The organism is Chryseobacterium sp. Leaf405 (assembly GCF_001425355.1).
Lineage (GTDB): Bacteria > Bacteroidota > Bacteroidia > Flavobacteriales > Weeksellaceae > Chryseobacterium.
On sequence record NZ_LMQN01000021.1, the window covers coordinates 58,709 to 78,019 of the forward strand.

23 protein-coding genes are annotated in these 19,311 nt (G+C 35.1%); 20 read left to right on the forward strand and 3 right to left on the reverse strand.

Going from position 1 to position 19,311, the window contains the following annotated elements:
• The first annotated feature begins 348 nt into the window (after positions 1-348).
• From paaD to ASG22_RS20320, 15 genes are all read left to right on the forward strand, one after another.
• The gene (gene paaD / locus ASG22_RS20250) at positions 349-813 is read left to right on the forward strand and encodes a 1,2-phenylacetyl-CoA epoxidase subunit PaaD (RefSeq protein WP_055988518.1); all 465 of its coding nucleotides are present in this window, start codon (positions 349-351) and stop codon (positions 811-813) included.
• A gap of 110 nt (positions 814-923) precedes the next feature.
• The gene (locus ASG22_RS20255) at positions 924-1,724 is read left to right on the forward strand and encodes an enoyl-CoA hydratase-related protein (protein WP_055988519.1); all 801 of its coding nucleotides are present in this window, start codon (positions 924-926) and stop codon (positions 1,722-1,724) included.
• Positions 1,725-1,824: 100 nt separating this feature from the next.
• Positions 1,825-2,955 (forward strand): 3-hydroxyacyl-CoA dehydrogenase NAD-binding domain-containing protein, encoded by a 1,131-nt coding sequence (locus ASG22_RS20260; RefSeq protein WP_055988521.1) that lies wholly within the window; start codon positions 1,825-1,827, stop codon positions 2,953-2,955.
• A gap of 85 nt (positions 2,956-3,040) precedes the next feature.
• A complete protein-coding gene (locus tag ASG22_RS20265) occupies positions 3,041-3,355 on the forward strand; it encodes a hypothetical protein (RefSeq protein WP_055988523.1) in 315 nt (104 codons plus the stop codon).
• 3 nt (positions 3,356-3,358) lie between these two features.
• Positions 3,359-3,772, forward strand: coding sequence for a PaaI family thioesterase (locus tag ASG22_RS20270; RefSeq protein ID WP_055988525.1), 414 nt, complete (start codon positions 3,359-3,361; stop codon positions 3,770-3,772).
• 67 nt (positions 3,773-3,839) lie between these two features.
• Positions 3,840-4,202, forward strand: a complete 363-nt coding sequence (locus tag ASG22_RS20275) for a four helix bundle protein (RefSeq protein WP_055988527.1) — start codon at positions 3,840-3,842, stop codon at positions 4,200-4,202.
• Positions 4,203-4,247: 45 nt separating this feature from the next.
• A complete protein-coding gene (gene pcaF / locus ASG22_RS20280) occupies positions 4,248-5,456 on the forward strand; it encodes a 3-oxoadipyl-CoA thiolase (protein WP_055988530.1) in 1,209 nt (402 codons plus the stop codon).
• Positions 5,457-5,588: 132 nt separating this feature from the next.
• Positions 5,589-6,182 (forward strand): transferase hexapeptide repeat family protein, encoded by a 594-nt coding sequence (locus ASG22_RS20285; RefSeq protein ID WP_055988532.1) that lies wholly within the window; start codon positions 5,589-5,591, stop codon positions 6,180-6,182.
• A 22-nt stretch (positions 6,183-6,204) separates the two neighbouring features.
• Positions 6,205-7,032, forward strand: a complete 828-nt coding sequence (locus ASG22_RS20290; protein WP_055988534.1) for an alpha/beta hydrolase — start codon at positions 6,205-6,207, stop codon at positions 7,030-7,032.
• A gap of 41 nt (positions 7,033-7,073) precedes the next feature.
• The gene (locus tag ASG22_RS20295; protein ID WP_055988535.1) at positions 7,074-7,610 is read left to right on the forward strand and encodes a DUF3592 domain-containing protein; all 537 of its coding nucleotides are present in this window, start codon (positions 7,074-7,076) and stop codon (positions 7,608-7,610) included.
• A 130-nt stretch (positions 7,611-7,740) separates the two neighbouring features.
• Positions 7,741-10,230: a phenylacetic acid degradation bifunctional protein PaaZ gene (paaZ, locus tag ASG22_RS20300; RefSeq protein WP_055988537.1), complete on the forward strand. Its 2,490-nt coding sequence runs from the start codon at positions 7,741-7,743 to the stop codon at positions 10,228-10,230.
• A 69-nt stretch (positions 10,231-10,299) separates the two neighbouring features.
• On the forward strand, positions 10,300-11,022 hold the full coding sequence (locus ASG22_RS20305; protein WP_131726225.1) for an XAC2610-related protein: 723 nt from the start codon (positions 10,300-10,302) through the stop codon (positions 11,020-11,022).
• 21 nt (positions 11,023-11,043) lie between these two features.
• On the forward strand, positions 11,044-11,580 hold the full coding sequence (locus ASG22_RS20310; RefSeq protein WP_055988541.1) for an SMI1/KNR4 family protein: 537 nt from the start codon (positions 11,044-11,046) through the stop codon (positions 11,578-11,580).
• A gap of 51 nt (positions 11,581-11,631) precedes the next feature.
• Entirely contained in the window at positions 11,632-12,414 is a 783-nt protein-coding gene (locus ASG22_RS20315) for a DUF4241 domain-containing protein (RefSeq protein WP_185113832.1), read from the forward strand.
• 2 nt (positions 12,415-12,416) lie between these two features.
• Entirely contained in the window at positions 12,417-13,103 is a 687-nt protein-coding gene (locus ASG22_RS20320) for an SMUG2 DNA glycosylase family protein (RefSeq protein ID WP_055988545.1), read from the forward strand.
• Between the two features lie 125 nt (positions 13,104-13,228).
• Here ASG22_RS20320 and ASG22_RS20325 read toward each other — a convergent pair whose 3' ends face one another.
• From ASG22_RS20325 to ASG22_RS20335, 3 genes are read right to left on the reverse strand one after another with little or no spacing between them, the layout of a single operon-like run.
• Positions 13,229-14,056 (reverse strand): T9SS type A sorting domain-containing protein, encoded by an 828-nt coding sequence (locus ASG22_RS20325; protein WP_055988547.1) that lies wholly within the window; start codon positions 14,054-14,056, stop codon positions 13,229-13,231.
• 29 nt (positions 14,057-14,085) lie between these two features.
• A complete protein-coding gene (locus tag ASG22_RS20330) occupies positions 14,086-14,628 on the reverse strand; it encodes a phage tail protein (protein ID WP_055988549.1) in 543 nt (180 codons plus the stop codon).
• Positions 14,629-14,663: 35 nt separating this feature from the next.
• Positions 14,664-15,215, reverse strand: a complete 552-nt coding sequence (locus ASG22_RS20335; RefSeq protein WP_055988551.1) for a phage tail protein — start codon at positions 15,213-15,215, stop codon at positions 14,664-14,666.
• A gap of 459 nt (positions 15,216-15,674) precedes the next feature.
• Here ASG22_RS20335 and ASG22_RS20340 point away from each other — a divergent pair, with 459 nt between their 5' ends.
• From ASG22_RS20340 to ASG22_RS20365, 5 genes are all read left to right on the forward strand, one after another.
• Positions 15,675-16,439 carry an enoyl-CoA hydratase/isomerase family protein gene (locus tag ASG22_RS20340; RefSeq protein WP_055988553.1) on the forward strand — a complete coding sequence of 255 codons (765 nt, stop codon included), beginning with the start codon at positions 15,675-15,677 and terminating at the stop codon, positions 16,437-16,439.
• A 137-nt stretch (positions 16,440-16,576) separates the two neighbouring features.
• Complete coding sequence (locus ASG22_RS20345) at positions 16,577-17,194, forward strand: hypothetical protein (RefSeq protein WP_055988555.1); 618 nt, start codon at positions 16,577-16,579, stop codon at positions 17,192-17,194.
• A 46-nt stretch (positions 17,195-17,240) separates the two neighbouring features.
• Entirely contained in the window at positions 17,241-17,531 is a 291-nt protein-coding gene (locus tag ASG22_RS20350) for a winged helix-turn-helix domain-containing protein (RefSeq protein WP_055988557.1), read from the forward strand.
• Between the two features lie 65 nt (positions 17,532-17,596).
• Positions 17,597-18,445: a metallophosphoesterase gene (locus ASG22_RS20355; RefSeq protein WP_055988560.1), complete on the forward strand. Its 849-nt coding sequence runs from the start codon at positions 17,597-17,599 to the stop codon at positions 18,443-18,445.
• Positions 18,446-18,733: 288 nt separating this feature from the next.
• A complete protein-coding gene (locus ASG22_RS20365) occupies positions 18,734-19,219 on the forward strand; it encodes a Coq4 family protein (protein WP_055988564.1) in 486 nt (161 codons plus the stop codon).
• Positions 19,220-19,311 lie beyond the last annotated feature (92 nt).

Genomic DNA, 19,311 nt, shown 5'->3' on the forward strand with positions numbered 1-19,311 from the left:
TTTTGATTTATTCTTTGTTGACTTTGTTAAGTGAAACACCTTTGCGAACTTAAAAACAGTTAGTAGTCAAAAAAACTTAGTGCACTTTGCGTTTAAATTTTTAAAGCTTGAAAAGCAAATATTTTAATAAGCTGATTTAGGATTAATTATTTTGTTTATGATCTTTTGTTTCGGAATTTTTAATTCAAAAGTCAGTCTACAATATGAAACAAATAATCCGGGAGATTGTGTTTCACAAATTTCAGGAAGAAATTTATGCCAAGATATAGAACAAGGAAAAATATTAATTATTATTGATATTGTTTTAATTGTTCTTTCAATGTTGTTTAGGAAAAAAATAGTAAGAGATTGAAAAATCCTTTAGAAATATTAGAACTAGTTCCCGATCCGGAAATTCCGGTAATCAATATCGTGGAATTAGGCATTGTAAGAGAAGCTAAAATTACGAGCGAGAATTCTTGTGAAGTAACGATTACGCCGACTTATTCTGCCTGTCCCGCCATGTTTACCATCGAGGAAGATATCATCAAATTGATGAAAGAAAACGGTTGGGATGCTAAAGTAGTCACCAAAATGTTTCCGATTTGGACTACAGATTGGCTGACAGATGAAGCGAGAGAAAAGCTCCGCGTGTACGGAATTACACCTCCCGAAAAAGGAGCCGACGAACACCACATCGGGAAACCGAAAAAATGTCCGCGTTGCGGTTCTATGAATTCAAAACAGATCAGCAGATTCGGGTCTACTTTATGTAAGGCTTCGTATCAATGTTTAGACTGTCTGGAGCCATTTGATTATTTTAAATGTCATTAATTCAAAGTGATTTTACAGATATGATAATTTACATTATAATTAATTTTAACAACAGCTGAATTAATAGTAAATTAGAGTATTATTAAAACCTTAAATTAAAAATATAAGCCATGTACACACAACTTGATATTGAATCACATTTTGACGGGAAATTAAAAATCGCTTATCTCAATCAGCCTGATACAATGAATGCTTTAACCAAGCCTTCGTTAGCAGATTTGAAAGATTTTGTAAAAGAATGCAGTAATGATCCAACAGTAAGATGTGTTGCGATTTCTGGTAGAGGAAGGGCTTTTTGCTCTGGTCAGAATCTGGATGACGCTTTTGTACAGGGAGACGAACATCATGATGACGATATTATAAGAAGAATTGTGACGGATTATTATAATCCTTTGGTGATGGAAATTACACGTTGCAGAAAACCTGTTGTCGCTTTGGTCAATGGTCCTGCAGTTGGAGCCGGAGCAATGTTGGCGTTGATTTGTGACTTCGTTTTAGCCAATAATAAAGCATATTTCGCCCAGGCATTTTCCAATATCGGTTTAATTCCTGATACGGGCGGAACGTATTTCTTGCCTAAGTTATTGGGAAGACAATTAGCAAATTATTTAGCGTTTACAGGGAAAAAATTATCTGCTGAAGAATCTAAATCGTACGGTTTGGTGGCTGAAGTTTTCGCTGAAGAAGAATTCAATTCAAAATCAATGGAAATTTTAGAAAAAGTATCGAATATGCCGACGGTTGGTTTAAAATTAACTAAAAAAGCTTTTGCTGCTTCTTACAACAATACCTTGAAAGAGCAATTGGAGCTTGAAGGCGATTTGCAGCAGGAAGCGGCAGAAACAGAAGATTTTAAAGAAGGCGTAAGTGCCTTTTTAGAGAAAAGAAAACCTAATTATAAAGGAAAATAAGAATTAATATAACAATGTACCAATGTAGCAGTTTGCCAATTACTAAATTATTGGAAGTCAATTAAATTGTTACATTGTTACATTGATACACTGTTACATTATGAACGTAGGAATTATTGGTGCAGGAACTATGGGCGTAGGAATTGCTCAGGTAGCTGCAACAGCTGGTTGCAAAGTCGTATTATTCGACGCAAATACTTCGCAAATAGATAAAGCACTTTCTGGCTTAGAAAAAACACTGAATAAATTAGTTGAAAAAGCTAAAATCTCTCAGGAAAAAGCAACAGAAATCAAAAATAATATCATTAAAGGTGAAACTTTACAGGATTTAAAAGATTCTGATCTAGTAATTGAAGCCATCATCGAAAACAAAGAAATCAAAACCAAAGTTTTTACAGAATTAGAAAAATACGTTTCTGAAAGCTGTGTGATTGCTTCCAATACATCCTCAATTTCCATAACGTCTCTTGGTGCTGAATTACAGAAACCGGAACGTTTCATCGGAATTCACTTTTTTAATCCGGCTCCTTTGATGCCTTTGGTTGAGATTATTCCATCTTTACTTACAGAAAAATCTTTAGCGGAAAAAATCTACACCTTGATGAAAGGTTGGGGGAAAACGCCTGTTATAGCCAAAGATATTCCGGGATTTATCGTGAATAGAATTGCCCGCCCTTATTACGGAGAAGGATTAAGAATCGTTGAAGAAAATATAGCAACGGTGGAACAGGTTGATGATGCAATGAAAACAATCGGAAATTTCAAAATGGGACCTTTTGAATTAATGGATCTCATCGGTGTTGATGTGAATTTCTCAGTTACAAAAACAGTTTATAACGAATATTTTTACGACCCAAAATACAAACCATCCCTTTTCCAACAAAGAATGTCGGAAGCTAAACTTCACGGCAGAAAAACCGGGAAAGGTTTCTATGATTATTCTGAAGGAGTTGAAAAACCGGTTGCAGAAAAAGATGATGCGCTTTATCAACAAATATTTTTAAGAATCATCTCAATGTTAATTAACGAAGCAGTTGAAGCGAAAAGAATAGATATTGCTAATGATGAAGATTTAGAATTGGCGATGCAGAAAGGGGTAAATTATCCAAAAGGATTATTGGCCTGGGGAAAAGAAATCGGATATGCAAAAATCTCTGAAACTTTACAGAATCTTTACGAGGAATATCAGGAGGAAAGATACAGACAAAGCCCGTTACTTCGTAAATTATAAATTTACCAATGTATCAGTTTATCAATGTAACAATATTTAAAAACATTGGTAAACTGATACATTGCTAAATTGTTACATTAATATTATGGATATAGAAGGATTCAGAGCTGAATTGGAAACAAGGCTTATCATTGAAAAACAATACATTATTCAGGAACTTTCTACGATTAATGATGATCAGGAAAAACTTGAATTATTAGGAAAATTCAATGAAAAATATAAAGAGTTAATTAAAAGAATTGCGAACGAAGAAGGAATTGATCTGAATGCTGTTTATCCGACAGAAAATTTATCAAGTTCAGAAAATCTTACTTACGAGCAGATAATTCTTGGTAAAACAATGAGTATTTATGACCAATTGGCTGATGAATTATATGAAGAAATAACAAGTACAAATTAAAAAATGAACCCAAGACAGGTTGCAGAATATATGTTCGATCAGGATGAGTTTTCCCAATGGATGAATATCAAACTGATTGAAGTCAAAGAAAATTATTGTTTAATCGAAATGCCCATTAAAAAAGAAATGATTAACGGGTTGAAGACGGTTCACGGAGGCGTTACATTTGCTTTTGCGGATTCTGCGTTGGCATTTTCGTCCAACAATTCCGGAGATGCAGCCGTGGCCTTGAATTGTATCATCAATTTTACCAAAGCCGGAAAAGAAGGCGATATTTTCAGAGCCGAAAGTATTTTGGTTAATGACACAAGAAAAACCGCTGTGTACGACATTAAAATTAACAATCAAAATGATGAACTGGTGGCGAAGTTTGTCGGAACGGTATATAAAATCGGAAAAAAAGTAATGGAACTTTAGGCTCAATGTACCATTGTATCAATATAACAGTTTACCAATGATAAAATAAAATTAATATTTAACACAAATGATAAATTTTGAAAATAATCCATTGATTACAAAAACTGTTCAATTTTCATTAGATATTATTGAATTTTGCGAATTGTTAGATGAAAACAAAAAGTTTGTTATTGCGAAACAATTATTTCGCTCTGGAACAAGCATTGGAGCAAATGCATTTGAAGCTCAAAATCCTCATAGTAAAAATGATTTTATCAATAAGATAAAAATTTCAGCCAAAGAATTGGAAGAGACCAAATATTGGCTATATCTGTGTAAACACTCCAAAAATTATCCATTTGATGAAAAGCTTGAACATCAAGTAGTGGAATTAGGAAAAATTATTTATAAAATATTAAGTACAAGTTTAAATAAAACCCCACGCATTTAGCATTGTTATACTGTTACATTGCTACATTGTTAAATTAATTTAATTATGAACAAAGTATACATCATAGATTATATCAGAACTCCCATTTCAAAATTAAGTGGAGGATTATCAGAAGTGAGAGCCGATGATTTGTCTGCAATTGTTTTAAAAGAAATAGTTGCAAGAAACCCTGAAGTTCCTGTTGAGGAAATTGAAGACGTTATTTTCGGATGCGCAAACCAAGCGGGTGAAGACAACAGAAATGTTGCAAGAATGGGACTTTTATTGGCTGGGCTTCCGTACAAAATCGGTGGAGAAACTGTCAATAGATTGTGTGCTTCGGGAATGTCGGCGGTGGCAAATGCTTTTCGCTCGATTGCTGCAGGAGAAGGTGAAATTTACATTGCAGGTGGAGTGGAACACATGACACGTTCGCCTTATGTGATGTCAAAACCAAGTGCTGCTTTCGGAAGAGACAGTCAGATGTTTGATACGACTTTCGGATGGAGATTTGTCAATCCGAAGATGAAAGAAATGTACGGGGTTGATGCAATGGGCGATACCGCTGAAAATTTAGCAGAAATGCATAACATCAGCCGTGAAGATCAGGATAAATTTGCCCTTTGGTCACAACAAAAAGCTGCAAAAGCTCAGGAAAGCGGAAGATTAGCGGAAGAAATTGTAAAAGTTGAAATCCCTCAAAGAAAAGGCGAACCGAAAATCTTTTATACCGACGAATTCATCAAACCATCTTCTTCAATGGAAGGATTAGGAAAACTTCGTCCTGCTTTCAAAAAAGAAGGCGGAACAGTAACTGCCGGAAATGCTTCAGGGATGAACGACGGAGCTGCCGCTTTAATTTTGGCAAGCGAAGAAGCCGTAAAAAAATACGGTTTAAAGCCAAAAGCTAAAATTTTAGGATCATCTGTTGCAGGTGTTGAGCCAAGAATCATGGGAATCGGACCAGTTGAAGCCACTCAAAAACTATTAAAAAGACTGAATCTTTCACTAGACGATATGGATATTATCGAATTGAATGAAGCATTTGCAGCTCAGGCTTTAGCAGTAACAAGAACGTTAGGATTAAAAGATGACGATTCAAGAATAAATCCAAATGGAGGAGCAATTGCCATCGGTCATCCACTTGGAGTTTCCGGAGCAAGAATCATTGGTTCTGCTGCTATGGAACTTCAGAAACAAAATAAAAAATATGCATTGTGTACGCTTTGTATCGGTGTCGGACAAGGTTATGCAATGGTAATTGAAAAAGTATAATTTTTTCAATAATGTAACAATATAAAAATGTATCAATGTAACAATTTCTGTTATTCTTAACAAAGTGAAAAACCTCAATTGGTAAACTGTTAGATTGATACATTGTTAAATTAACTTTTCAACAAAAATTTTATGAATATTTACTCATATCACGGAATTCGTCCCATCATCAAACCATCCGCTTACGTTCACCCACAGGCGGTGATTATCGGAAATGTAGAAATCGGCGAAGAAGTTTATATCGGTCCCAACGCGGTCATCCGTGGTGACTGGGGTAAAATTATCATTAAAGACGGTGCCAATGTTCAGGAAAACTGTACGCTTCACGTTTTTCCGGGAATCGAAACTATTTTGGAAGAATCGGCGCACATCGGTCATGGAGCGATTATTCATTCCGGGCATATTGGTAGAAATTGTTTGGTTGGAATGAATGCTGTGGTGATGGACAAGGCCGTTATAGGTGACGAGTGTATTATCGGTGCGTTGGCTTTTGTTCCGGCAAATTTTAAGTGTGATGCAAGAAAGTTAATTGTTGGAAGTCCTGCGAAAATTATCCGTGATGTTTCTGATGAAATGATTAAATGGAAAACAGAAGGAACAAGATTGTATCAGGAATTGGCAAGAGAAGGTAAAGATGCCATTTTGCCTTGCGAACCTTTTACAGAATATGTGCAGCAGATTCCAACCAAAATCGTTGATTACAGCATTTGGGATGATGTGAAATAATTTCTGATAGAAAAAATTAAATATGATCAAAAAAATAATTGTTTTCTTTAGTATTCTATTTGCATTTCAATCTGTAGTTTTTGCTCAGACTGAAAATGTAAAACCCCTGACTATTGGAGAAATCAGAACCATAAAATCTAAAATTTTAAACGAGGAAAGAACGTTAAACATCTATCTTCCGCAAAATTTTGACAAAACAAAATCTTATCCGATCATCTATCTTCTGGACGGAAGCATGAATGAAGATTTTATTCATGTAACCGGATTGATTCAGTTTTTTAATCAAATGTATTCCATGCCGGAAACGATCGTGATTGGAATTGCGAATATCGACAGAAAAAGAGACTTTACTTTTCATACAGATTTAAAAGATTTACAGAAAGATTATCCTACAACAGGACATTCCGATAAATTCATCAGTTTTTTGGAGAAAGAATTAAAACCTTATGTTGAAAGCCAGTTTAAAACGACGGATAAATATTTATTCGGACAATCATTAGGCGGGCTTTTAGCAACAGAAATTCTATTAAAAAAACCTGAAATGTTCAATAATTATTTTATCATCAGTCCGAGTTTGTGGTGGGATGATGAAAGTCTTTTAAAACAGGCTCCTCAGTTATTAAATAAAATTCCGGATACGAAGAAATTTGTTTACGTTTCTGTCGGAAAAGGTGAACATCCGGTAATGGTAAAAGATGCTGAAGACTTATTTGATGTTCTGAAAAAAACCAACAAGAAAAACTGGACCGTAGAATATAAAATGATGGAAACCGACAATCATGCCACTATTCTTCACAGAAGTTTGTATGAAGGTTTGGTGAAATTATTTCCGTATCATCAACCGAAATAATAATACTCTAAATAATACTCTTAAAGTAATCTAAAACACAAATGGAGGAAACGAGGAGAGAAAAAATTAAAGGGAATATCATTATTCTTGTCTTGATGGGCTTATATCTGGTAATTACCGGATATTTCGGTTATCTCACCGGTTCTGGGACGGGAACTAAAGCAAAATACAAAAGAGAATGTGAAATATTAAAAAAAACTACGGCAGATATAGAATATACCTACGATCAGACAACTCTAAGCAAGGGATCTGTGAAAGTGGATATTAACAAATTTCATTATACGTATGTGGTCGATAATCAATATTTTAATGCTGATCAAACATCACTAAAAGAAAAACCTGAAAGTACAATAGATGTTTGGTATAATCCCAATAATCCTTCTGAAAATGAGACTATAGATCCGTGCAAAGAATACAATGAGGTTAAAAATACTAAAGAAGGCAAATATCTTTGGATATTTCAGATCGTAGGGATTTTAGCAGGTCTTTTAATTATTATGAATGTTTTTTCATTAATTAAAAATTTAATCATGCTTGGTGCTGAAACAGCGGAGAAGAAATTCTCAAAGAAAAAGTGATTAGAATAAGTATAATAATCTAAAAATGTATTAATGTCACAACTCATACTGTCATGCTGAGCTTGTCGAAGCATTTCATTGGTAAATTATTAGATTGATACATTGTTAAATTAAAAATATAAAAAACTATATGGAAAAATTAAAAAACTATATCTACGGCGAATGGGTCGAAGGAAACGGAAACGGAATTCCTTTGTACAACGCCGTAAACGGAGAGCAGGTTGCCATTTCCGATACAGAAGGTTTAAATTTTGAGCAGGCTTTAGACTATGGAAGAACAGTTGGTTACAAAAACCTTTCATCCATGACATTCTACGATCGTGGAGAAATGTTGAAAAAAGTAGCGCTTTATCTTTTGGAAAGAAAGAAAAAATATTACGAATTATCATATAAAACAGGGGCAACTCACGCAGATTCTTGGGTAGATATTGAAGGAGGTTTCGGTACTTTTTTCACGTACTCAGGGTTGGCAAAAAGAATGCTTCCAAACACTCCGTTTTGGGTGGATGGAGAAACTCAGAAAATTTCCGCCAACGGAACCTTCTTGGGAACTCACATTTTGACTCCAAGTGAAGGGGTTTCTGTTCAAATTAATGCATATAATTTCCCCGTTTGGGGAATGTTGGAAAAACTGTCGACTTCATTGTTGGCGGGTGTTCCTTCAATTGTGAAGCCTTCGCCTTATGGTTCTTATTTAACGAATGCGGTTTTTCAGGATATAATTGAAAGCGGTGTGCTTCCGGAAGGTGCGCTTCAATTGGTTTGTGGCGAGCCGGGAAATATTTTAGATTACGTTCAGGATGGAGATTCTGTGTTATTTACAGGTTCTGCAACAACAGGTAGAAAATTAAAAGCTTTACCATCTGTTTCAGGAAACTCTGTTCGTTTCAACATGGAAGCTGATTCTCTGAACTGTTCAATTCTTGGTTTGGATGCAAAACCAGGAACGCCGGAATTCGATTTATTCATCAAAGAAGTTCGTACGGAAATGACCACAAAAGCCGGACAAAAATGTACGGCGATCAGAAGAATTATCGTCCCTGAAAATTTAATTGGTGATGTTCAGAATGCTTTATCTAAAGCTTTAGATCAGACAAAAATAGGCAATCCGTTAAGCAGAGAAACAAGAATGGGTTCTTTGGTTGGAAAACAACAGTATGATGAGGTGTTGAGAAAAGTCGATTTATTAAAAGCGGAAACAGAATTAGTTTACGACGGACAACACGAATTGGTAGATGCGAACTATGAAAATGGTGCATTTATGAGCCCAAAATTGTTCTTAAATGATGCTCCTTTCAGTAAAAATATCTCTCACGATGTCGAAGCTTTTGGTCCGGTTTCTACGTTGATGCCTTATAAAGATGCGGAAGAAGCTGCGGCGCTGGCAAAAAGAGGAAAAGGAAGTCTGGTAGGTTCTATCGTTTCTCACGACGAAAAATTTGTTGCAGAAACTTCTTGGAAAATGGCTTCTCAGCATGGTAGAATTTTTGTTTTAAACAGAGATAACGCCAAAGAAAGTACAGGTCATGGTTCTCCGCTTCCGACTTTAATGCATGGTGGTCCCGGAAGAGCAGGTGGTGGTGAAGAAATGGGCGGACTGAACGGTCTTCATTTCTTCCTTCAAAAAACGGCAATTCAAGGTTCGCCGGATATTTTGACGGCAATTACAAAAGTCTATCAGCAAGGTGCTGAGAAAAAATATGCAGATAAGCATCCTTTCCAGAAGTATTTTGAGGAAGTTGAGGTCGGAGATTCTTTGGAAACGGCGGGTAGAACGGTTACTGATGCAGATATTGTGAATTTTTCCAATGTTTCCTGGGATCATTTCTACGCACACACAGATGCAACGAGCTTGACAGGAACTATTTTCGATAAAACCGTAGCTCACGGATATTTCATCCTTTCTGCGGCGGCTGGATTGTTCGTTTCAGGGAAAAAAGGGCCGGTTATCGCCAACTACGGATTGGAAAACTGTTCGTTCTTCAAACCTGTTTATGCAGGAGATACGATTACGGTTTATTTAACGGCAAAAGAAAAAATCAATCGTGGTGTTAAAGGAAGAAATATTCCTTCCGGTGTGGTGAAATGGTTGGTTGAAGTGGTGAATCAAAGAGATGAAATCGTTTGTGTGGCTACAATATTAACTTTAGTAGCAAAACAATCTCCTTTTATTGATCTTAAAAATGTTCAGAAAATTGTAAGTGGTTTAACAGAATCTACTCAGCCAAGTTGGGGTAAAATGTCACCTCAGCAAATGATTGAGCATTTAGATTTTACTGTTTTGGTAAGTTTAGGTGAACCGGAAGCTGATAAATGTTTCACTCCGGAAGAACAGTTGGAAAAATGGCAGGATTCTTTGTACAATCACAGAAAAATGCCGAAGGATTTCCCTGCACCTTTCTTAGCGGAAGATGAAAAATTATTAGAATTAAGACATAAAAACTTAGAGATTGCGAAACAGTCTTTCTTAGATAATTTGAAAAGATTCTCAATTTATTACAAAGAAAATCCGCAAGCAGAACACATGAATTTTGTGTTTGGAAAACTGAACAAAGAGATGTGGGAGTTAATTCATAAAAAACATTTTACGCATCATTTTGAACAGTTTGGATTGATTTAATTTAAATAAAATATCAATTTATGATCCCTTTTAGTTTTACTGAAAGGGATTTTTTATTAACTTTTTAAAATGAATCTAAAAACTAATGTCTATACTTATTTACTCCAATTTCTATTGGGAATTGCTTGCATTTCCTGTTCACAAAATAAAAGTATAAACGCTTATTTTTCGGAAGAAAAATTTGTCGATAGTATGAATATTGGCTTAAAAGGGAAAACTAAAGTTGAGATTGAAAAATTTCGAAATGATAGTACACAAGATAATATGATTATTTTAAACTTTTATGAACAAGACAGTGTTTGGAATTATAAAACACAGAAAAACATTGGAAATATATGGAGACAAATTAACAGATTCTATTTTGATAAAGATGGAATTACAGGTATAGGTGCTAAAATTTCAGATTTTAATAATGATGGTTTTAAAGATCTTACTTATCAAAGTGGTATTGCGGGCAGAGGTGGGAATGCAATTCAAACATTATTTATCTATGATCCAAAAAGCAAGAACTTCATTCATATTAAAAATTCAGATCATTACCCGAATTTGAGCTATAATCCAAAACTAAACTGTATCAATTCTGTAATACTTACAGGATCTACCACTACAAGTTTTCTTAAAATTAATAACGATTCTCTAGATGAGTTTGCAAGAGTAGATGTTTCAGATTCTATTTTAGTAACAGAGAAAGACGCTGTTGGGAATTTTAAAATTATTGAAAAGAAAAAGTTTGAGGGTAATGATATTGATTTTTATAACGTATTTCGAAATTATAAACCTCTTGAATACTAAAGCAAATAATTACAAAATATTATGGAACAACAATTTTTCAAAGACTTCGACTTTGCCGGTTTCTGGAATGAAAGCAGTTATTCGGAAAGAGATTATATCGAAGAATTTCCCGATGATGAAATGATAACTTCAATTGAGCAAGAATTAGGGTACAAACTTCCTGCATCTTATATCGAATTAATGAGAATTCAAAACGGAGGCTTAGTTGATAAATCCTGTTTTCCAACAACTGAAAACAATTCCTGGGCAGACGATCACGTTGCCATTACGGGAATTATGGGAATCGGGCGGGAAAAAACCTATTCTGTATGTGGAGAATTGGGGAGTCAGTTTATGATCGACGAATGGGGATATCCGGCAGACGGAGTTTATATTGCAGACTGTCCTTCAGCCGGTCACGATATGATTCTTCTGGATTATTCAAAATGTGGAAAAAACGGAGAGCCCGAAGTAATGCATGTTGATCAGGAAGATGATTATAGGAAAATTTTTCTGGCAAAGGATTTTGAAACTTTTATTAAAGGATTAAAAGACGAAGAAGAATTTGAGACAGAATAAATAAACTGTACCTTTAATTATTAATTCAACCTAATTTAAAATATTATAAAAATGAACGAAAACTGGATGCAGAAGTATGAAGAAGTAAAAGATATTTTGGTTTGTCCGACTGACTTGGAAACTTACTTTACTTCAGATGAAATTGCAGGGCAGCAATTAGAAACGATGAAAATCGGAAATGTTTCTCTTCCATCGGGAAAAGTTGTGGTAAGAGATCCTCTTGTTTCTCTGAACGGAAATCAGTCTCCATATTTTATTCAGGCTCCGAAAGGGAATTTCCCAGTGACAATCGCCGTGGTAAAATCTGAAGACTGGGGTGACCGTTATGCTGTGGTAAAAGTTGAATTTACAAAAGAAAAACCTGTTATTTATAGGGAAGCTTTAGTCGGGATTGAAGAACTGGAAGACGTAACCGAAGACGATTTTTTTGGATTTGGAGTGGATGCCGGTTTAGGCTGTATCACCGATGCGGAAGTACTTCCTTTTGTGGATAAGTTTGTAGATGAATCAGATGTCGACAATATGTACGATGATTATTTTGCCGAACTTTTTGAACAAAGCTATAGGGATAATCCCAACAATCAGAGAGAGGCAGGTGACTGGATCAACTGGATAGTTCCAAATACCGAGTATCAGATTCCGATGTTTGCCAGTGGTTTTGGGGATGGTACTTATCCTGTGTATTTCGGGTATGATGCTAATGAAAATGTTTGTGGTTTATACATTCAGTTTATTGATATTGAATTGGCTTTAAGCGAAGAAGGTGATGACGAAGACTATGATGACGATGATAGTGATGATCAACCTGAAAATTTCGTTTTTCTTAAAGACTAAATATGAATAAAACTTTTGCTGAAGAAGTTGTAGAATTTAATCAGAACTTGAAATATTCTGGGAAATTACCGGATGATTTTCAGGTTTTAAACCCGTATTGGGATAATCCTGAAACATTGGTTGTCATGCAGAGGTTCTATGAAAAATATTATAATGATTCAGAGCAAAGGAAATTCTTAATAGGCATCAATCCGAGTCGTCATGGAGCAGGAGTTACAGGAGTTCCGTTCACCGATACAAAACGTCTGGAAAGTGTCTGCGGAATTAAAATGGAATCTGCTTATACGCATGAAGTTTCTTCGGTTTTTATCTACGATATGATTTCAGAATATGGCGGAGCGGAAGAATTTTACAAAGATGTTTATATCAATTCTCCGTTTCCTCTGGCAATTGTAAGAAAATCAAAAGGAAGCTGGATTAATGCCAATTATTACGATGATAAAGAATTGTTCAATGATGTAAAAGATTTTATGATTGATTCTTTGAAGAAACACCTCAGTTTAAATCTCGATACTTCCGAAGTATTTATTTTAGGAAAAAAGAATGCAGATTTTATTTCAAAATTAAATAAAGAGGCCAATCTTTTTGAAAGAATGACCGTGTTGGAGCATCCAAGATATATTCAGCAATATAAATCGAAAGAGAAAAAATTGTATATCGACAAGTATATTTTAGCCTTGAAAAAATAAAAAATCCCCTGAAGATACTTCGGGGGATTTATCACACTTATGTATTAGAATCTTTCAGGATACAATCATATGAATATTATTGTATCAAAAGGTTTAATGGTTATTAGTTCTTTTTTGATAAGTTCTTATTGCTTAATGATCTTATAAGATTCGGAAGGAGACTTTATGATATAATTTCCTGTTGGCAATTCTGAAATATCGGCTTCATTTTCACCTTTTCTAGCTTCGATGGTTTTCACCAACTGAGCTGACTGGTTGTATACCTCCAATTTCGAATTATTCTCTGATGTAATATATAAAGGTCCTTTCGTTGGGTTAGGATAAATATTTACTTCTTTTTTTACAGATTTTGCTTCGTTGGTTGCCAGAACAATTCCGCTGTCTTTTACCCAGGTAAAGGCATCGAGACCTCCATAAGTATAAGCTCCGCCCAGTGTTATCTGAAGCTGATCTATCACAATATTACTGTAGTTCTGCCCGTTCAGGTTGGTCAGATCAATAAGCGTATATCCATTTGTAGCTCCAAGAGAGGTGACAAATCCTGTCGTTTTGGTTTGCGTATACTTTGTAACACCGGATAATTTTCCTGTGATGGTAAGTGTTCCGACAACAGCTTGGTTCAGGGTGGTATTAGATAAGAATATCCAGAATCTGTTTACTTTAAACAAATTAGAGGTAGTTTTTATACTGAATGACGCGCCTGTAGCAATATTTCCCGTTCCGGAATTATCGATATATCTGTTGTCATTAGCTGTTCCGCTCCATCCTGTTCCGGGATAATTTCCCTGGATATCAAACCCACCTACGTGGGAAATGATGTTGAAAATCACTCCATTATCCGTGAAGCTGGTACTTCCGTGACTTTCAGTTTCAAATAATTCTGTACTGGTCTGTCCAAATGAGAAAATCGAAATGAAAAGACTACAGATTGTAAAGAGTAAGGTACTTTTCATAATTTTTAGGTTTTAAATTTTTAGTTTTTTTATGATCTTGAAGGGTAAATCCCTGAAGTGCAAATAATATAGTTGATCCCCAGGTAAGGCGACATATTATTTACCGGTTGATTGCCCCCTGTAAACGTCACGGAAGCTGCATCAATAACAGTATTCGGAGCATCATCTACAAAGCTTGGCACCGCCGTAAAGTCTCTTCCTACCGTAGTTCCTGATACAGCAAGTGATGAAGCTGCAGAGGGTGTTGAAGAAGTTGCATTCACGTTGGATACTCTTAGCTGACTCATGATCGGAGGTAAGTTTTGGCTAAGAATTGTTGTCGTTGGCGATCCGCCTTCTTCTCCAAGAAGAACATTCATTCCTGTAGTAGAGTTTCCTGCGCCGATAGGTGCACGCCCGTTCAGGTTGGGTAAGGCAAAAGTTGTGGTGCCGTTTCCTCCGTAAGTCATTCCCAGAAGCGAAAAAAGAGCCTGGTTTTGTGCAATACTTAATATTGCTCCGTTGCAGAACAAATAGCCTTTCGGTGCAAAGTTACCGGCGAACATTTTAATGGTTCCTAAATATTCATCCATGATATTTAATTTTTGGTTATTAATACTGGTTTTAATTATGGTCTTGAAGGGTAAATTCCTTCTACACAGATGATATAGTTCATTCCTAAATACGGAGACATATTATTAATCGGGATGTTTGCTCCTATGAACATCACAGATTGTGGGTTTATTGTCACCTTTGTAGAAGGATCTGCATTATCTATAAAACTTGGCACCGCTGTAAAGTCTCTTCCTACGGTAGTTCCCGATACTGCTATAGATGAATTTAGAGAAGGTGAAGATGAAGTCGCATTAGAATTTGAAACCTTCAGTTGGCTTGCAAAACTTGGTAGGTTAGCTGTTAAAATTGTATTTTGCGTTGTTCCTGCCTCTTCTCCTAATTTATAGGTTTGTCCCGTATTGGCAGTTCCGGCTCCGATAGGCGCACGCCCGTTAAGATTTGGTAAAGCAAAAGTAGTGATACCGTCACCTCCATAAGTGGTTCCTAAAAGTGAGAAAAGCGCTGAGTTTTGAGCAATGCTTAAAAGCGCTCCGTTGCAGAACATAAAGCCTCTTGGCGCAAAGTTTCCTGCAAAAGATTTAATTACTCCGATCATTTCTTCCATGGTTAATATTTTTTCAGTTTTTAATAAATTCCTACTCTATTTTTGGCTTTTCGGATTTCGCCGTTATCTTATAAATAGTTAAATTTTTTGTGTTATTTAACTGTTCAAAGAAACAACTTAAAAGAAAACTGCAATAGAGTAGAAAATACTAAATTCAAAATTACGTATTTCTACGGTACGGTGAATTCTTTTTGAAAAATTATTTTATATTTTTTAATTTATATCTATTTATAGTGCGAAAATAATATCGTTTATCGATTTTGTTTGTATATTTAATAGTGGTAAATTTTTATTATGTTAAAAATAATGATCCGTTTCATGACAGTTTTACAAGCAAATTCTTTACGATGTCTATAAAATATTAGATATTGATGAGCCAAAATTCATTAAATTTATACTTACAATGACCGCTGAAAGTTTCGTATTTAGTACTTTTGTATAAATCCAATTAAACTAAAAATGAACGAATTCGTAGTTTCAGAAATTAAAAATAATATCGCCGAAATCACTTTCGGAACTCCAAAAAGTAATGCCCTCCCTGGAGCTATTCTTGAAAAATTAGCCCAGACTATTTTGGATGAAGGTGCAAAAGATGAGGTAAAAGCAATTTTGTTAAAAAGTGAAGGTGAAAAAGCTTTCTGTGCAGGGGCAAGTTTTGATGAGCTTTTAGCGATCGAAGAACTGCAGGCTTCTACAAAATTCTTTGGCGGTTTTGCAAAAGTTCTGAATGCGATGAGAAACTGCGGTAAAATTGTTGTAGTTAGAGTTCAGGGAAAAACAACTGGAGGTGGAGTAGGTTTGGCGTGTGGTGCTGATTACTGCTTTGCAACGAAAGATTCTGCTTTGGCTTTAACGGAGATCAATCTGGGAATCGGACCATTTGTGATCGGACCTTATGTAGAAAGAAAAATCGGAAAATCTCAGTTTGCTGCAATGGCTATTGATGCAGATTTCAGATCGGCAGACTGGGCAGAACAACATAATGTATATCACTCGGTTTCTGATAATATTGAGGAAATGGATGTTAAATTAGAGAAATTTATGCAAACATTAGCTTCAAGAAGCAGTGATGCTTTAGCCTTAATCAAAAAAGTTTCGTGGGAAGGGACAGATCATTTCAATGAATTGATGCCCGCAAGAATTCACATGAGTGCAAGTTTGATTCTTGAAGATTCTGCAAAGAAAAGCATTGAATCTATTAAAGAGAGATTGAGAGCAAAATAATTTCAATCATCTAAAATTAAATATAGCCGTTGAAATTTTCAGCGGCTTTTTTGTTTAATAAAAATCTTTCTACATTTTTGAAAAAATAGTTTGCAGTTTAAAAATAAATAATAACTTTGTATTTCAAAGTTCTTTTTATGGATTCAAAAAACTATCACGAAGACTTATCACATATTCGTTCTATGATGGAGCGTTCTTCCAGATTTATTTCACTGAGCGGGTTGTCCGGAGTTGTTGCTGGTTTGGCAGCGCTTATTGGTGCCTGTTATGTGTATGTTGTTTTTCAGAGAGAGGGAATTAACTATTTTGATGGTAACAGAAATATCTTTAGTCCGGCTTTAGTTCGTGAATTGGTTATTATTGGAACTTTGATCCTTTTTGTTGCTGTTCTCAGCGGATATTTTTTCACAGCGAATAAAAGCAAAAAGAAAGGGCTTAAAATCTGGGATGCTACAACCAAACGACTGTTATTCACATTTTGTGTTCCTTTAATCACGGGTGGATTGGTTTGTTTAGCACTTTTATACCATCACTTTTTTGTTTTGGTAGCACCCGCAACATTGATTTTTTATGGATTGGCTTTAGTAAATGCCGAAAGATATACTTTAACAGACGTAAAATACTTAGGATATTGTCAGATTGCTTTAGGATCACTTTCCATATTTTTCTTAGGATGGGGATTGTTGTTTTGGGCGTTTGGCTTTGGAGTTCTGCATATTGTTTACGGATTGATAATGCATAAAAAATATAAGTAAACATTTTACCATTCGGATATTCCAACCTTTTATTTATTTCTTAACTATGATCAATATAAATCAACTCAACAAAGAATTCGAAAGCCGTGTAAGATTGGGCATTATGTCCATTCTGATGGTCAACGACTGGGTTGATTTTTCGGAAATGAAAAACCTGCTGGAAATTACAGACGGTAATCTGGCGAGTCATAGCAATGCGTTAGAAAAAGTTGGATATATTGAGGTTAAAAAAGAGTTTGTAGGTAAAAAACCGAGAACATCGTATCGGGTAACCCAAAGTGGAAGAGAAGCTTTTACAGAACACATTAATGCATTAGAAAAATTAATAGGCAGGTAAAAGTATATTTTTTTGTTTTTTAACTTTGTAATTCAAAGTTCTTTGTTTAATGATAATTAAATGTAATGAATAGAAAAACTTTTTTGAAAAGATTGGCTCAGCTTTCCGTAATCGGAGCTTTTCCGATGTTGTATTCGTGGCAGGTCGAACCCTTTTGGCTGGAATTTGTGGAAAGAAAACTTCCGATCAAAAATTTACCTGAAGAATTGGAAGGGAAAATTCTCATGCAGATTTCAGATCTCCATGTTGGAACCCGTTTCGACTGGAATTTTTTAATTGATTCTTTTCAGAAAGCGAAAAAATGCAATCCGGATTTTGTAGTCTACACCGGCGATTTTACAAATCACGGCAATGCCGACGAAAGAGAAGATCTTAAAAAAGTAATGAAACATTTGGTCTTAGGAAATCTGGCAACTTTCGGAATTCTCGGAAATCATGATTACGGAATCGACTGGAAGGAATTGGATGTTGCGGATAAAATCTGTGAAATTGCGGAAAACTCCGGAATTACCATGCTTAGAGATGACCAAAAAGAAAGTCACGGATTACATTTTATTGGTTTCGAAGATCTATGGTCGCCCAATTTTGCGCCACAAAAAGTAATGGAAAACTACGACTCATCCAAAGCAAATATTATCCTTTGCCATAATCCCGATGCTTGTGATGCAGATGTCTGGAATAATTATCAGGGCTGGATTTTAAGCGGTCATACGCATGGAGGACAATGCAGAATTCCTGGAGTGATAACACCGCTTCTTCCTGTGAAAAATCGAAATTATACTTCAGGAGAAATTGATCTGAAAGATGGGAGAATGCTTTACATCAACCGTGCGTTGGGACATTCTTTTCAGGTTCGGTTTATGGTTCGCCCGGAAATTACTGTTTTTAAACTTTGTTTAGAGGAGAATGTATAAAGTAAATAAAATTGTGCTTATCTATTTCTGTATGAGCTGGCTAATCGGACTAATTATTCTTCTTGCAATATTTGCAAATGCTATAGAAGAAGTATTTAATTTTTTTGTTTTCATTTCTTCAATTAATATCATTATCAATATGATTTTGATGCTTATACTCTTTGTATTTTATCACCTTTTTCCCGAAAATAAAATTGAGTTTAAGAATTCTGTTGTTTTATTGATTTTTAATTTTCCGATTTTGAGTCTTCTGTACTTTTTAATATTAACAATTTAAAAATATAAACTATGAAAAAACTACGTGTAAAATTTCTTCTTTTCGTGTACGATAAAACTCAAAAATTATACAGAAAATATTTTAAGAAAAAGAAAAGGCAATGGCAGTTCACAGAAAAGCAGTTGTTGGAATTTCAGGAAGATTCTTTAGGACGAAAATTGGGTGAATTTTACAAAAAATATGGCTTTACCATGATTCCGAAAATGGAAGACCACGATGTTCATCATCTGATCACGGGTTGCGGAACTAACTTCGAGGATGAAATCGCCATGCAGTTTCTCCTTTTTGGAAACGGAAAGTTAAATGCTCATCTTTTGGCAGCTATCGTTTTAGGCTCACTGATTTTACCGGAATATTACAAAATCTACAGAAAAGCATATCAGAAAGGAAAAAATATGCGGCCGTTCTATCATTGGGATTTTGAGGCGTTGCTTTGGCAGAATTTCGAACACCTGAAAGATTTTATTCAACAGAAAAATGCTCCGGTTTTATATTAATAAGCATATAGTTTAAGACTTCTCAATATTTGTGAGTCTGCTGTATTTTTTCGTTGATTTTCTAAATCTCTCAATTTCTAAATCTTTTAATT